This window comes from Kordiimonas aquimaris (assembly GCF_025574485.1).
GTDB classification, from domain to species: Bacteria; Pseudomonadota; Alphaproteobacteria; order Sphingomonadales; family Kordiimonadaceae; genus Kordiimonas; species Kordiimonas aquimaris.
Genome location: NZ_JAOBPO010000001.1, coordinates 1,115,874 through 1,131,430, shown reverse-complemented (window position 1 = coordinate 1,131,430; position 15,557 = coordinate 1,115,874). Strand labels below are relative to the sequence as shown.

The 15,557-nt window shown below is 46.8% G+C and carries 11 protein-coding genes; 6 read left to right on the top strand and 5 right to left on the bottom strand.

What is annotated here, in order from left to right; translation table 11 throughout:
* The first annotated feature begins 46 nt into the window (after positions 1-46).
* The 3 genes from aqpZ (at position 47) to OEU88_RS05335 (ending at position 3,133) form a co-directional block, all read left to right on the top strand.
* Positions 47-736, top strand: coding sequence for an aquaporin Z (aqpZ, locus tag OEU88_RS05345; RefSeq protein WP_262694083.1), 690 nt, complete (start codon positions 47-49; stop codon positions 734-736).
* Positions 737-869: 133 nt separating this feature from the next.
* On the top strand, positions 870-2,210 hold the full coding sequence (locus tag OEU88_RS05340) for a TldD/PmbA family protein (protein WP_262694082.1): 1,341 nt from the start codon (positions 870-872) through the stop codon (positions 2,208-2,210).
* A gap of 44 nt (positions 2,211-2,254) precedes the next feature.
* A complete protein-coding gene (locus OEU88_RS05335; protein ID WP_262694081.1) occupies positions 2,255-3,133 on the top strand; it encodes a 3'(2'),5'-bisphosphate nucleotidase CysQ in 879 nt (292 codons plus the stop codon).
* Between the two features lie 21 nt (positions 3,134-3,154).
* Here OEU88_RS05335 and OEU88_RS05330 read toward each other — a convergent pair whose 3' ends face one another.
* Genes OEU88_RS05330 through xseA form a run of 3 tightly spaced genes read right to left on the bottom strand, consistent with a single transcriptional unit; the run spans position 3,155 to position 6,168 of the window.
* Positions 3,155-3,841 carry a TorF family putative porin gene (locus tag OEU88_RS05330; RefSeq protein ID WP_262694080.1) on the bottom strand — a complete coding sequence of 229 codons (687 nt, stop codon included), beginning with the start codon at positions 3,839-3,841 and terminating at the stop codon, positions 3,155-3,157.
* Positions 3,838-4,653, bottom strand: coding sequence for a M23 family metallopeptidase (locus OEU88_RS05325; RefSeq protein WP_262694079.1), 816 nt, complete (start codon positions 4,651-4,653; stop codon positions 3,838-3,840). Before OEU88_RS05325 ends, OEU88_RS05330 begins: the two co-directional genes overlap by 4 nt.
* A gap of 60 nt (positions 4,654-4,713) precedes the next feature.
* Positions 4,714-6,168 (bottom strand): exodeoxyribonuclease VII large subunit, encoded by a 1,455-nt coding sequence (gene xseA / locus OEU88_RS05320; protein ID WP_262694078.1) that lies wholly within the window; start codon positions 6,166-6,168, stop codon positions 4,714-4,716.
* 147 nt (positions 6,169-6,315) lie between these two features.
* Here xseA and purD point away from each other — a divergent pair, with 147 nt between their 5' ends.
* Positions 6,316-7,590 (top strand): phosphoribosylamine--glycine ligase, encoded by a 1,275-nt coding sequence (gene purD, locus OEU88_RS05315; protein WP_262694077.1) that lies wholly within the window; start codon positions 6,316-6,318, stop codon positions 7,588-7,590.
* A 25-nt stretch (positions 7,591-7,615) separates the two neighbouring features.
* Here the strand turns inward: purD and OEU88_RS05310 are convergent, their stop codons facing one another.
* Positions 7,616-9,169 carry a PAS domain-containing sensor histidine kinase gene (locus OEU88_RS05310; protein ID WP_262694076.1) on the bottom strand — a complete coding sequence of 518 codons (1,554 nt, stop codon included), beginning with the start codon at positions 9,167-9,169 and terminating at the stop codon, positions 7,616-7,618.
* A gap of 234 nt (positions 9,170-9,403) precedes the next feature.
* Between OEU88_RS05310 and OEU88_RS05305 the strand changes: the two genes are divergently transcribed.
* The gene (locus tag OEU88_RS05305) at positions 9,404-10,591 is read left to right on the top strand and encodes an efflux RND transporter periplasmic adaptor subunit (protein ID WP_262694075.1); all 1,188 of its coding nucleotides are present in this window, start codon (positions 9,404-9,406) and stop codon (positions 10,589-10,591) included.
* 9 nt (positions 10,592-10,600) lie between these two features.
* The gene (locus OEU88_RS05300; RefSeq protein WP_262694074.1) at positions 10,601-13,735 is read left to right on the top strand and encodes an efflux RND transporter permease subunit; all 3,135 of its coding nucleotides are present in this window, start codon (positions 10,601-10,603) and stop codon (positions 13,733-13,735) included.
* Between the two features lie 73 nt (positions 13,736-13,808).
* Here the strand turns inward: OEU88_RS05300 and ggt are convergent, their stop codons facing one another.
* Positions 13,809-15,557, bottom strand: coding sequence for a gamma-glutamyltransferase (gene ggt, locus OEU88_RS05295; RefSeq protein WP_262694073.1), 1,749 nt, complete (start codon positions 15,555-15,557; stop codon positions 13,809-13,811).

Genomic DNA, 15,557 nt, shown 5'->3' with positions numbered 1-15,557 from the left:
GGCTACACGGCTATAGTTGCTCTTTAAGGGAAAAAGGGGATCAACTATGCAACAGAAACTAATGGCCGAATTTTTCGGTACCTTCTGGCTTGTTCTAGGCGGTTGCGGCAGCGCCGTTCTGGCAGCAAGCTTTCCAGACGTAGGCATCGGGCTTGCTGGTGTTTCATTAGCATTCGGTCTAACCGTTTTAACTATGGCTTATGCCATTGGCCATATATCCGGATGCCATCTTAACCCGGCTGTTTCGGTTGGCTTATGGGTAGGTGGCAGATTTGAGGCAAACATGCTGGCGCCGTACATTGTTAGCCAAGTGCTAGGCGGCTTAGCTGGCGCAGGCATATTGTACATGATCGCTAGCGGGCAAGCTGGTTTTGACGCAAGCGCAGGTTTTGCTTCCAACGGATTCGGTGAACATTCGCCGGGAGGCTATAGTATGCAGGCCGCCCTCATTGCTGAAGTTGTGATGACTGCAATGTTCCTCATCGTAATCATGGGGGCAACAGACGGGCGCGCCCCTGCTGGTTTTGCACCGATTGCAATTGGGCTTTGCCTAACATTAATCCACCTGATCAGCATTCCTGTTACCAACACGTCAGTAAACCCTGCACGTAGTACAGGCGTTGCAGTCTTTCAAGGAAGTTGGGCAATTGATCAGCTTTGGCTTTTCTGGTTAGCGCCTATCGTGGGTGCAGCGATCGGAGCGGTTATCTATAAAATGATGGCCAAAGAAGCCTAATCCAAAATCAACAAACTATTTGTCTGGAAATAATCATAAAAAGCCGGTGTTTTTGCGACAATCGCAATTGAAAGCACCGGCTTTCTGTGTCTTATTGGCGGCGCGATAATATAAATATTTTCAGGAATGAAATATGCCCCAATCCACGCTCACTATTCTCGAAGACCTTGTAACTGCCGCGAAAAAGGCAGGCGCTGATGCAGCCGATGCTGTAGCGGTTGATGCACGCAGTCGTGGCATCAGTTGGCGCGAGGGGAAACTGGAAGATGTGGAAGGCTCGGAAGGTGAAGATATCGGCCTGCGTATTCTCATCGGTAAAAAGCAAGCCATGGTGTCAACGTCTGATCGGCGTCAGGAAAACCTGAATGCGCTTGTTGAACGCACAATGGCTATGGCAAAGGCGGTACCGGAGGATGAATACTGCGGCCTAGCACCAGAAGACAAGCTACACAAAGGCCCTTTTGCAGAACTCGAGCTTTACGATGATACTGATGTATCTGCAGACACTCTGCGAGAAATGGCTGCCGAAGCTGAAGATGCCGCGCGCTCTGTGAGCGGCGTAACAAATTCTGACGGAGCCGGTGCAAGTGCGGCAAGTTGGGCTATTTCACTGGTCACAAGCCACGGGTTTTCCGGTCATTATCGTGGCAGCAGTTTTTCTACATCAGTATCTGCTGTCGCCGGCACTGGGACCGGGATGGAAAGGGACTATGAATTTACCAGCGCGCGCCATTTTAGCGACCTAATGACTCCGGCTGATGTGGGATATGCTGCAGGCAATAAGGCAGTGAAGCGCCTTAACCCGCGAAAGATAGATAGCGGCACAACAACAGTCGTTTTTGACCCACGAGAAGCTAAAAGCCTTCTTGGGCACCTGACAGGTGCCATATCAGGCACCAGCGTTGCGCGCGGCACTAGTTTCTTGAAAGATATGCTTGGTGAACAAGTGTTTGGCGAAAACATCTCAATTATAGATGACCCGCTAAAAGTACGCGGCTTATCTTCAAAGCTGTTTGACGGTGAAGGCGTGCGTGTTGGGCAAACGGCATTGATTGACAGCGGCAACCTGACAACATGGACGCTCAACAGTGCTGCTGCGCGTCAACTAGGCATGGAAGTAACAGGCCACGCCTCTCGCGGGACATCTTCTGCACCAGGTATTTCAACCAGTAATCTATACATGATGCCAGGCACATGTTCGCCTGATGAGCTCATAGCCGATATCAAAGACGGTGTATATGTTACCGAATTAATCGGCATGGGTGTTAACGGTGTTACCGGTGATTATAGCCGCGGCGCAGCAGGCTTCCGCATTGAAAACGGCGAGATAACCAACAGCGTAAGTGAAATCACTATCGCAAGCAATCTTAAGGATATGTTCAGATCACTTGTGCCAGCATCTGATCTTGAATTTAAATATGGTACCAACGCACCAACTATTCGCATCGATAATATGATGGTTGCGGGCGCCTAGAGGAGCAAGGCTTCTTTATATCTTTTGAGAGAATATGCATCAGCATGCAAAGCGCAGCTTTAAATAAACCGGATCAATTTAATGAAGACACCTGTCCGTGGTCACGCACCGAAGAAGCACGGCTTGTAAAGCAGGTAACACGTGAAGCTGGCCGCATAGCCTTATCCTATTTCGCAAGAGACATCCACAAGTGGGAAAAATCGCCGGACAATCCTGTTTCTGAAGCAGACATGGCAGTTGATACGTTCCTGAGGACAACCTTGATGCAAAACCGAACCGGATATGGTTGGCTTTCGGAAGAAACAGAGGATCAGCCTGAACGGTTGAGGTGTGGGCGGCTATGGATCGTAGACCCAATCGACGGAACCCGCGCTTTCCTTGCAGGCGGTGACGACTGGGGTATTTCAGTTGCGCTTGTGCAGGACCAGAAACCCATAATTGCGGCTTTCTATGCACCAGTTAAGGATGCATTTTATTTTGCCGAGATTGGTTGCGGCGCAACAAAAAATGACACACCATTATCTGTATCCAAACAACATGACTTGAACGTGGCAAGAATGATGGGTGACCCCACAGCATTTAAAGCAAGTAAATTTTGGCCTGTTGAATGGCCCGCTACGATGCATGCCGAACAAGCAAACTCTATCGCTCTGCGTATCTGCCAAATTGCAGATAGCCAATTTGATTGCTGTGTAACGCTTCGCCCTAAGAATGATTGGGATGTTGCTGCCGCAGACCTTATATTGCGCGAGGCTGGCGGCACCTTAACAACAGGCGACGGTAATGGTCTTGTTTTTAATCGTGAAGAACCGCTTCACAAACATATTGTTGCAGCAAACAAGCCTCTGATAAAACCAATCATGGAAAGGGTGACACCTGCCCTTGAGCTTTGGCGTGCACGCAATAAAAGCTATGATGGATAAATAAATCGCGAACAATCCGCGTTAAAAATATAATTTTGCGCCGATAATAAACCGGCCTCTACCAATACGCTGATTAAGTGACGATTTTTCATAAGCCGCAGTGAATTCAATATTACCCATAAACGCCGATAAGCCAACAGACCAATCCCAGATATTCGCGTTATCAGACCGCAAATCATGACCAACATGTGTAACAACTGTTAATGCAGACATTGTCGGCACCGGCAATTCGAGGTCACCATAGAAATATAAACTATCAGATTGCGGGCTGTTCCACCTACCGTCTGGGGCATACGCCGTACCAAACCGAGTAAACGCCAATCCGAAGTCGCGAGCAATTGATACGTTTAATTCAGGATAGTAGTTGCTGCCATTACCGTGAATACCGTCAAGCTCAAACGAAATATTGTAGATATAGTCACCTTTATCAACCGTATATCCTGCAAAAAACTCTGTACGTGCATCTCCGCCAAAACCGTCATCAATTGATGCTGCATCAACACCTATATAAAACCCGTTGTCATGAAACAGACCTAACGAGCCAACTACGGCGAAATCTCTATCCGAAAGACTTAATCCGCGGTCACGGTAATCGCTCACAACACCAACAAAACCATCAATCGAAAATGGTTTTTCTTCTTTCTGTGCGCTTACACCCGCAGAACAGACCATTAATGGCAGCAATAAAATTGCGGCTAACATCTTCATGGATCATTTCCTTCTTCGATAACAAGTAATGGATCAAGTCGCACAGATTTCCAATTAACCCGCCAATCAACATGAGGACCAGAAGCCCGACCTTTTGCACCCACAGTTCCGATAAGATCGCCCTGAGCAACTGTTTCACCTTCAGTAACATCAACTGAATTCATATGAAACAATGTTGATGTAACACCGAAACCATGGTCAATAATAACGATACCACCTTCGAGCAAAAAGTCTGGCGCAGCAAGACGAACAACACCTCCAGCAGGAGCCATGATAGGTGTGCCAATATCGGCGGCAATGTCGAGACCATAATGAGGACTGCGTGGCTCACCATTCAAGATGCGCTGACTGCCATAAAAACCTGAAAATCGCCCTTCTGCGGGACGCACAAAGCCTTTCGTCCAATATAGGTCATTGGTCTGTACACTACGTGCGCGTCTAACCCGTCCATTTTCTATCTTGCGGCGTGCAGTCCATTCAGGTGGCGGTGTCACTGTTTTAGGTGGCAAGCCATCAACACGCTCAATATCAAATGATCGCTTCCCCACGGCAAGTTTTATGGATTCGGTTGATCCGTCAGGATACGTAAATACCAAAACGCTTTCCGGCACTGCGTCTCGGCTAAAACCAAAAACATAATGGCCTTGATCGTGCACTGGCACAGGCTGTCCGTCCAAAGTTATCCGCGTGCCAGCCATAGTTTGTCCCCAAACCAAACCACCCTGAACAATGTTGCCATTCAGTTCAGGCGCAGAATACACAGCCTGACTAAAGAAAACTAAAATAAGCAGGGATATCTTAAATCTATTCATAATGATGTTTTATCATCCTCTAAATCTGGGCAAAAGAAGGGCAATCTGTGTATCCGGTTTCTATAATAGTTTGCCTTGTCGATCATCACTGCGACTTTTAGATGGCGTCTTAACGTTTTTTACTTTGCTTTTGGTCGCAGCTACAACCTCAGCCTGCGGAACATCTTCAGTGCCGATAAACGCTGTTCTTTCTCCGTCATGGAATCGTAACTTAAACATATCGTTTTCTGCCAAAGCCGTCGCACTAGTTACTGAATGACCGTTGACGTCTTCAACCAAAGCAAACCCACGCTCAAGAACTCTTTGATAAGACAATGTGTCAAGGACACGTGCTGTTGCCGCCAAATGATCAACAGCATTTTTAACGTTGCGTTCGAAACTTGGTGTTAATCGCCCAATCAGGCTTTTAAATTCACGCTCTTTATATGCAAGACCTTGCCTTAATCTATTAGCAGACAGCTTGGCAGAGGTGTTTTGAAGTATATTGCGTTTGCGTTCAGCAACTAACATAAGAGCTTTGGGTAGCCGGTCTGCAAGATCATCATATCGTTGTTGCAATGTCCCAACAATATCCTGCGGTTTTGGCAATGCCCGGCTCAATGCTTGTAGCTTTTCCCGGCGCACATCAATCATGCCGCGACGTTGTATAAGCATCCGCCGCCCATAATCAGCCATAGAAGCTTCCAGCTCGTCTCGAACAGGCACAGCTTTCTCGGCTGCAGCCGTTGGTGTCGGCGCTCTCAAATCAGAAACAAAATCAACTAATGTGGTATCAGTTTCATGCCCAACAGCGGAAATAATGGGGATATTGCTGGCAGCAACAGCACGCACAACAACTTCCTCATTAAAAGCCCACAAGTCTTCGATGGAGCCTCCACCACGTGCCACAATCAACAGATCTGGCTTTGGAAAAACATGGTTATCAGCACTATTAAAACCTTCAACGGCAGCAGCAATCTGCGCGGCAGCACCTTCACCCTGAACCAACACAGGCCACACAACAACACGGCGAGGGAAACGGTCGCTTAACCGGTGTAGAATATCTTGAATCACAGCGCCTGTAGGTGACGTGATAACGCCGATAATTCTAGGTAAAAATGGAATGGTCTGTTTTCGAGATTCGTCAAACAAACCCTCCGCAGCCAGTTTCTTTCGGCGTTCATCCAGCAGCGCCATTAAGGCACCTGCACCTGCTGGTTCCATTTGTTCAACAACCATTTGATACTTGGAGCGAGCACCGTATGTGGTCAGTTTACCTGTACAAACAACTTCCAAACCGTCTTCTGGTCGAAACGAAAGGCGCTGTGCTTGACCGCGCCAACAAACACCATCCAAAACAGATTTATCATCTTTCAGGCCAAAATATAAATGCCCCGACGCGGCGTGCTTAACCCCTGAGAGTTCAGCGCGCACCTTAACGAAGCCAAACTGATCTTCAACAGCACGCTTTAAAGCACCAGATAGCTCTGAAACCGTATATTCCTGGGCATTTGTTACGCCCCAGTCTTCATTCATAAATACTGCTCATTCATACAATGGAAAGTACTCAGCTAGCTTTGCCCAGCATAATCATATTCATTAGGCTGCACTTCAGCCTTGAGTGCTCACAAACCTATGATACAAGAGGCTTGCTTTCAAGACGACAGCTAAATGGATTACAAAATGAATATTCTTCTTATCGGCTCCGGTGGTCGCGAACACGCACTTGCATGGAAAATTGCCCAAAGCCCTTTGGTTAATACACTTTATTGTGCACCTGGAAATGCTGGTATTGCTGATTGTGCAAAATGTGTGGCTTTGAATACTAGTGAGCATAAAGACGTTATTGATTTTTGTAATGACAACAACATTGAATTAGTTGTTGTTGGCCCAGAAGGACCACTTGTTGAAGGCATTGCAGATGCTTTGAATTCTGCCGGTATAAATGTTTTTGGCCCATCGGCTGCCGCGGCTCAATTAGAAGGCTCTAAAGGTTTCACCAAAGACCTCTGTGCGCGCTACAATATTCCAACGGCAGCTTATGGGCGTTTCACAAATGCGCTTGACGCAAAAAATTATGTTGAAACTAATGGTGCTCCTATCGTGGTTAAAGCGGACGGCCTTGCCGCTGGAAAAGGCGTTATTATCGCTGAAACAGTTAAGGAAGCCATGGAGGCCATTGACTTCATTTTCGAGGGTGCATTCGGAAATGCTGGCGCAGAAGTTGTGGTTGAAGAATTTATGGAAGGTGAGGAAGCTAGCTTCTTTGCTTTATCCGATGGACATCATTTTTTATCTCTGGCGACTGCGCAGGATCATAAAGCCGTAGGGGAAGGCGATGTTGGACCAAATACAGGCGGGATGGGGGCTTATTCACCGGCTCCTGTTATGACACCTGCCTTGATTGAAACTGTAGAGCAGGACATTATTAAACCAACTGTGGCAGCAATGGATGATATGGGCCATCCCTACAAAGGTGTTCTCTTTGCTGGATTAATGATAACAGCTGACGGACCCAAATTGATCGAATACAACTGCCGTTTTGGCGACCCTGAATGCCAAGTTCTATTATCTCGTCTAAAGTCAGATATTGTGCCGCTTTTGATAGCAACTGCTAAAGGCAACCTAAAAAATGCATCTGCAGATTGGTACGAAGATACAGCCCTAACTGTCGTAATGGCCACAAAAGGCTATCCAGGAAAATACGAGAAAGGCAGTCATATTGGCGGTGTCGAAGCCGCAACACAATTAGAGCAAACGCACGTGTTTCATGCAGGAACAGCAAACATAGATAATGTTTTACAAGCTGTTGGTGGGCGTGTGTTAAATGTTACTGCTATGGGGGAAAGCACCCGTGAAGCACAGAAGCGCGCTTATATTGCAGTTGATACAATAGAATGGCCTGAAGGTTTCTGTCGGCGTGATATTGGCTGGCGGGCAATCGAACGCAAGCCTTAAAACTCGCAGTATGTCACATTAACAATCAAATAACGTCCGTCACTTCATCTGCTTGATCAATAAGGCGTATCTTGTTGGCAGGGAAATGAATGCAAACTGTTGTACCAACGTCAGGTTTGCTTTCAATTGTCATTTTTGCTCCCAGTTTTTCGGTGAAAGCGGCAACCAGTGGCAAGCCAAGACCTGAGCCGTCCTGTCGGCGACTAAGACTAGAATCAACCTGACCAAATGGGCGTTGTGCAACATAAATCTCTTCAGGTGTCATCCCAATACCGCTATCCGCAACCTTCAGGCAAGCGCCCTGATCTTCAATTCGCACCAGTGAAAAATTAACAACGCCGCCCGCTTTCGTAAATTTCACAGCATTTGATAGAAGATTTAATCCTATCTGCTTAAGCAATCGTTCATCTGCCATAAGATGTAGTGAGTTATCAAAGTCAGAATCTATCGTTACTCCAGATTCAAAAGCGCGCTGATTTACAAGGCTTAAACACATGTTAAGGCAAACAGAAGGGTTCAACCATTCCAGATGCGCTTCCAACCGGCCAGCCTCAACCTTGGACAAGTCAAGAATATCATTGATGATTGAAAGTAAGTGGCTACCACTTTTATAAATATCTGCCGCATATTCTGAATATTTATCGACTGCATGTGGTCCGGTGATCTGATCACGGATAAGTTCGGAAAAGCCAAGAATAGCATTTAACGGTGTACGCAACTCATGACTCATATTCGCCAGGAATTCAGATTTCGTACGGTTAGATAGTTCTGCCTCATCGCGGTTGCGCTGCATTTCCTGTGCGCGCGCATTTTCATCGGTAACGTCACGGCCGGTCATCAACAAATATGGTTTACCTGTACCTTCAATTTTACGGGCAAATAGACGAAAATGCCGCATCAGGCCGCCGCGCGTTGATAGTGCCACCGGGATGTCAGTCAAAAAGGCTGCTGTTTTTAATTCTTCGATGAAACGTTCATGAAATGTTGGGTCAGAAATAATACCAAGCTCTTCAATCGGTGTTCCAATAACCTCTTCACGCCGCCGACCAAACACATTTAAGAAAGTAGGATTTACATCAACGACACACCCGTCATTAAGATTAAATAACAGCATAAACTCAGGGGTGACATTAAAAATATTCTCGAACAAACCCATAGTGAACTGTTCGTTATCAACGCTTTTCTTTTGCACGGTGATATCTTTAAAACTGGCGGCTACTGCAGGTTCACCATGCCAATCAATGACCTGAGCACGACAAGATATCCATAACTCTTCTCCTGTCATACTAATTATGCGAAAGTCATAAATATCGGGCGCTAGATCGCCTTTGACCCGTTTACTATATACATCCTCAACAACATGCCTGTCTTCAGGATGTATCCATTCGCTAACTGGCTTTTCCAGTTCATGAGCGCTATCTGCATCAACGCCGAACATGTTCATGATGGCTTTGTTGAGGTATAGCAACTTATCACCGCGGCGAACAATCATGCCTTCAGACACTGTATCTAGCAAAGCGGCTTGCGCACGAAAATCATATGATGAGTTCTGGAATGATGTGAATGTATTGGCCGCCACTACGCCTTAACCTTTTAATGAACGTTCGAGCATTCAAATTACTACTCAATAGTTCACAAATTATAAACTCGGCCCTAAAATTTCACATCTCTATGCTACTTGGACAATATTTTGAGCTTAGATGGGTTTATTTTTTTGAAGTGACTCCTATATCTAAATAGGATATAAATAAAAAATAACCAAAAAGTGGCAAAAAGCCACGGTATAAAAACGACAAAAAAATGCGAGGATAAAGTGAGGAAAATACTCAAGTTTGCTGCACCTGTGTTGGTCGTAGCTGCTGGTGTTGGTTCCGTGATGGTACTAGCCGAAGCAAAAGAAGCTCCTGAAAAAACAATCGAAGAACCGCGCCCTGTATCGCTATATGTAGATACGGTTCGTTCTGAACGTGTCACAATATCTATTGGCACACAGGGCGAAGTAAGAGCCAAAACTGATATCAATCTCGTTCCACAAGTAGCTGGGCGAATTATCAAGGTTTCCGATTCTTTCGCAGAAGGTGGCAGTTTTCAACCCGGTGAAACACTTATTCAGATTGAAGATTCTGATTACCGTTTGGCTGTCACAAGCGCCGAAGCCCGCGTTGCCGAAGCAAGCGTTAGGCTTGAACAGCAGATGGCAGATGCAAAAATTAAAGCCAAACAATGGGAAGAGTGGGTTAACGACGGTGAGCCTACACCCCTTGCTTTGAACAAACCACAAGTTGCTGAAGCACAAGCTAAACTGCGTGCTGCTGAAGCTGACCTTGAAAACGCAAAACTCAATCTTAGCCGCACAAAAATACAGGTGCCTTTCGAAGGCCGCGTACTCGAGCGCAATATTGGCGTTGGCCAATTTGTAAGCGTGGGCACAACGCTCGGCCGTGTGTTTGCAACAGATACAGTTGAGGTTCGCTTGCCATTAACTGATGCACAACTCGGCGAACTTGCTTTGCCAATCGGCTATGTCGCAGAAGCTGGACGCGCGCCGCAAGTAACATTCACAGCCAATATTGGTAGTGAACAACGAACCTGGAACGGCAAGATTGTGCGTGTTAACGCATCTGTAGATAGCCAAACACGCCTTGTGTACGCAATTGCAGAAGTTAATGACCCATACGGCGCATCTGCCGATCGCGGTATGCCGCTTGCTGTTGGATTGTTTGTGACAGCTGATATTAACGGTGTTACCCCGCACGATGCCCTCGTTATGCCAAGAACAGCTTTACGCGGCGATGATCGCGCTTACGTTATAGATGCAGAAAACAAACTTCAAATCCGTACAGTTAACATCCTCTCTACTTCAGAGGACCGTGTAATTGTTACTGACGGGCTTTCAGCAGGCGACAAGGTAGTTACGTCTCCTGTGCGTAGTGTGTTTGATGGCATGGCAGCGCTTCCTATTGAGCGCACCGCTGGTCAACCTGCAATCGCATCACGGTAGGGGGAAATTATGAACGGTATTATTGAATGGTGGGCACGTAATAAAGTTGCTGCCAACCTGTTAATGGTCGGTATTTTTCTGGCTGGTTTTCTCGGCATTACTGGCATGGAACGTGAGATGGAGCCGCAAGTACGGTTCCCAGGCCTGCAAATTGTTGTTGCTTGGCCCGGCGCTGGTCCTCAAGAAGTTGAAGAACAGATTGTCACCAAAATTGAAGAATCTGTCCGTGATCTGGACAACATAGAATGGGTTCGCTCTTTTGCCGCTGAAAGCCGCGGCGAAATATATATCCTTGCCGAACAAAGCGTGGACTTCACTCAGTTTATGAACGATGTGAAAATTCGCGTGGATGGTATCTCATCACTACCGCGCGACATTGAACCTCCACGCGTGCAACAATGGGTTAACCGCGACGAGTTTATTCGCGTTGCTGTTCACGGCGATATTGGAGAACGGGCTTTAAAGCGCCTTTCAGAACAACTGAGGCGAGAGGCAGCGCAGTTACCTGCCATATCCGTTGTTGAACTGTTTGGTGTTCGCAATGAAGAAGTGTCAATTGAGGTAAGTGAAGAATCGTTGCGGCGCTACAATATGAGCTTTGCACAAGTTGCAACTGCCATTCGTAACAGTTCATTTAACTCATCTGGTGGCTCTGTAAGAACTGAAGCAGGCGAGATACAAATTGCAACACGTGCGATGGCCGATACCGAGCGCGAATTTGGTGACATCATTGTTAGCCAAAACGGTGACGGCGCTACAATCCGCGTTAAAGATGTAGCTACAGTTGTTGATGGATTTGAAGATAACGAAATCCTGGCAACACTGAACGGCGAACCTGCTGTGTTACTTCAAGTTATGTCTACCGAAATAATGGATATTGTGACAGCGTCAAAATCTATCCGCAAATGGATTGACGAACGGCAGGCAAGCTTACCAGCAGGTGCAAAACTAACACTCTGGACAGATGAAAACGAAGCATTTGAAGGCCGCATGGAAACCATCAGCGGTGCTGCCCTACAGGGTTTGGCTCTCGTTCTGATAGTGCTTCTTTTAACACTACGCCCCAAAGTTGCTGTTTGGGTAGCTGTTGGTATCGCAACAGCCTACGCTGGTGCATTTATATTACTGCCAAGCCTCGGCATTTCACTTAACATGCTATCCACATTCGCCTTCCTGCTCGTATTAGGTATTGTGGTCGATGATGCGATTGTTGTGGGTGAGAGTATCCACTCGGAAAGTCAGAAAACTGGCGGAGGTATTACCGCCGCAGTCTTCGGTACTCAGCTGGTAGCCAAACCGGTTATCTTTGCTGTATTAACGACAATTATCGCATTTTTACCGTGGGTGTTTATCGATGGATCAACAAGTGAGTTTACGCGCCAAATTACATGGGTTGTAATCACTGCGCTGTCATTCTCTCTTGTAGAATCATTGCTAATCTTGCCGGCTCACCTTTCCACGTTGAAGCCACGTGAAAACCTGGGCCGTTTTGGTCGTTTCCAAAAGGGCATAGCTGACAGCATCACTAATTTTGCCCAAAATAAATATCGCCGTATTGGCCAATGGAGTATTCGCAACCGTTACTTCACTATGTCCATTTTTATTGCGGTCTTAGTGATTGGCTTTGGTCTGTTTAGCATCGGGTATGTGAAGAAAAGCTTCATGCCGGATATCGAGTCAGACGAAATTACCGTCAATGTAGAAATGGCTGAAGGGTCTCCTTATAGCCGCTCTCTTGAAGTGTTGGCACAATTACAAGCAGCCGAAAAAGCACTGGAAGAAGAAGTAAATGTTCGCACTGGCGGCGAAGGTAAACTGATTGAAAATTGGTATACACGTTCACGCCGCGACAGTGTGCTCGCAATCGTGAAACTTGCCTCGCCGGAAGTACGCGATATGTCGGCTAAGGATGCTTCTATTCGCCTGCGCGAGTTAATGGGTGATGTGCCTGATGCCAAGTTAGTCACTGTTCGCTATACACAGAACGATAATGATCCAGGCTTTGAACTGTCTGTTCGTCACCCTGATCTTGATTTGTTGCGTGAAGCGGTAGCAGACCTTGAGCTTAAGCTGCGCGAATATGATGATTTATATGATATTCGCAATAACCTGGATAGCGCATCTGAAGAATTACGCCTGACGTTAAAACCTGGCGCAGAAAAGCTTGGACTTACATTATCAGATGTATCTCGTCAGGTTCGCCAAGCCTATTTTGGTGAGGAAGTACAGCGCCTGCCACGTGAAGGACAGGATGTGAAGGTAATGGTACGTTATCCTTTATCATCACGGCGATCCATCGAGAGCTTACAAGACTTCCGCGTAAGAACGAACGATGGACGCGAAGTACCTTTAACGGCGATCGCTAACCTTGAATATGCACCTGGGATTACACGGATTGTTCGCTGGAACATGAACAGAGCCGCACGTGTCAGCGCTGACATGAAAAACGATGTTCGTGAAGATATCATGGAAGACCTGAGGGAAAACTTCTTCCCTGAATGGGAACAACGTTATCCGGGCATAGTGCGTGGCCAAATTGGTCAGGCAGAAGGTGAAGCACGCTTTGTTAAAACCGTAGTTGGTCTGTACCTGACTGCTTTCTTTGCCATGTATATGTTGCTTGCTATTGCGTTCAAAAGCTATTGGCAACCACTTGCTATCATGGTTGCTATTCCATATGCATTTGTCGGTGCAGTTTATGGCCACTTGGTAGTAGACATGACGATGGCAATCTTCAGCTACTTTGGTATAGCCGCAGCAGCCGGGGTCGTCATTAACGATAACCTTGTGCTTGTTGATTACTGTAATAAACTGCGTGATCGTGGCATGAGCATTCAGGAAGCAATTGTTGAAGCTGGTGTGGCTCGTTTCCGCCCTATCCTACTGACATCTGTGACAACATTTGTCGGGCTGGTACCAATGATGTTGGAGCGTTCCATACAAGCAGCCTTCTTACAGCCCATCGTTGTAGCGCTGGCTTCTGGCGTATTGATTGCCTTCTTTGTTACTTTGTTGATGGTGCCATGTCTCTATGCAATCGGCGATGACATCGGACAGGGAACGGGCAGACTTAAGGACCGCATTATACGGTTGTTTGGCGGTGGTCGTGAACGCCCACAACCGGTGCCGAGACAAGCTGAATAAGCCTGTTATATAGTCAAAGAAAAGGCCACCGGAACATTCCGGTGGCCTTTTTATATACGCATATATCCATTTTTTAGTAAGCAGCAGCATATGCTCCGGGCCTACGAGGGTCGGCTGATCCACTGATCAAACCATCAGGACGGCGCAGGATCGTCATCGTTGCACCAAGCACACGTTCACCTTCATTATATGAAGCTGTGCCGCTAACATTGTGCCCCATTTCGGCAAGGCGCAATCTTGTATCTACGGAATGCCCAGGCTCCATAATCAGCCTGTCAGGAAACCACTGATGGTGTATGCGCGGGCGTGCTGTCGCTGTCGCAGCGTTCATATCAAATTCCGCAATGTTCATAACCATTTGCAACACTGCTGTTATAATCGTTGAGCCTCCTGGGCTTCCTGTAGCAACATAAGGTTGACCATTCTTAAACAACAAAGTTGGTGTCATCGAGCTAAGTGGTCGTTTACCCGGCTCAATCGCATTGGCTACTCCACCAATTAAACCAAAACCATTAGGCGAACCCGGTTTGGCAGAAAAATCATCCATTTCATTGTTTAGCAAAAACCCAGCACCGGCGACTGAACGACCATTTCCATAGCTAAAGTTGAGCGTATAGGTATTGGCAACCATATTGCCAGCTGCATCCATTGTGGAAAAATGTGTCGTGTCCTTGCTTTCATCCGGTAGGTTTGGTGCAGGCGCAATCTCTGTGGAAGGCGTTGCGGCATCCAGTTTAATCTTACGGCGAATAGACGATCCGTATGCCTTATCTGTTAGCGCAGATATTGGAACATTGAAGAAATCCGGGTCACCTAAATATTTCGACCGATCAGCATATGCATACTTCATTGTTTCCGTCAGCCGGTGCAGATAGTTCGCACTATTATGGCCAAGGGCTTTCATATCCCAACCTTCAAAAACATTGAGCATTTGCAGAATATGGACACCACCGGAAGACGGAGGCGGCATTGTAACAACTTTCACATCTCGGTACGTACCTTCAAGTGCTTCACGCTCTTTCGCAAAATACCCTTTTAAATCATCATGCGTTATTAGTCCGCCTTGCGTTTGCATAGACTCCACAATGCGGTCCGCCACCCAGCCTTCATAAAATCCGGCCGCACCTTTATCTGAAATTTCAGTTAGCGTCTTGGCTAGCTCAGGCTGACGCAGAATTTCGCCTTCCTGATAACTGCTGCCATCAACTTTGAAAAACTGATTACGAGAAGCATCATCCGTACTTAGGCGTCCCTTATATCGATCAAGCGAATATGCAAGCGCCCACGAGACAGGAAACCCCTCACCGGCAAGGCGAATTGCTGGGGCCATCACGGTTGCTAATGGCAATGTACCATACTTTCTTTGGGCTTCGGTTAACCCCATAACTGAGCCAGGAACGCCGCTTGATTGCATGCTGAAGCGAGCCTTACGATTGTCCACATCACCGTTCTCGTTAAGAAACATATCTTTTGACGCAGCTTTTGGCGCCATTTCACGATAATCAAGAGCAATCACGCGGTCTTCAGATTTCAGATAAATCATCATGAAACCACCGCCGCCGAGATTACCAGCCTGAGGGTGTGTTACCGCAAGCGCAAACCCGGTAGCAACCGCAGCGTCAATCGCGTTACCGCCAAGTTTAAGAATTTCAAGACCTGCATTACTGGCGTGTTCATCTTGGCTCACAACCATACCATTGCGGGCAAGCGTGGGATGAAACTGAGTGTTGTAAGTAATGATCGGCGTCGATGACTGTGCATACAATGCGCCTTGTCCAAGCAATGCAGCCACCGAAAATAGTAAACCAACGATAAATCTCAT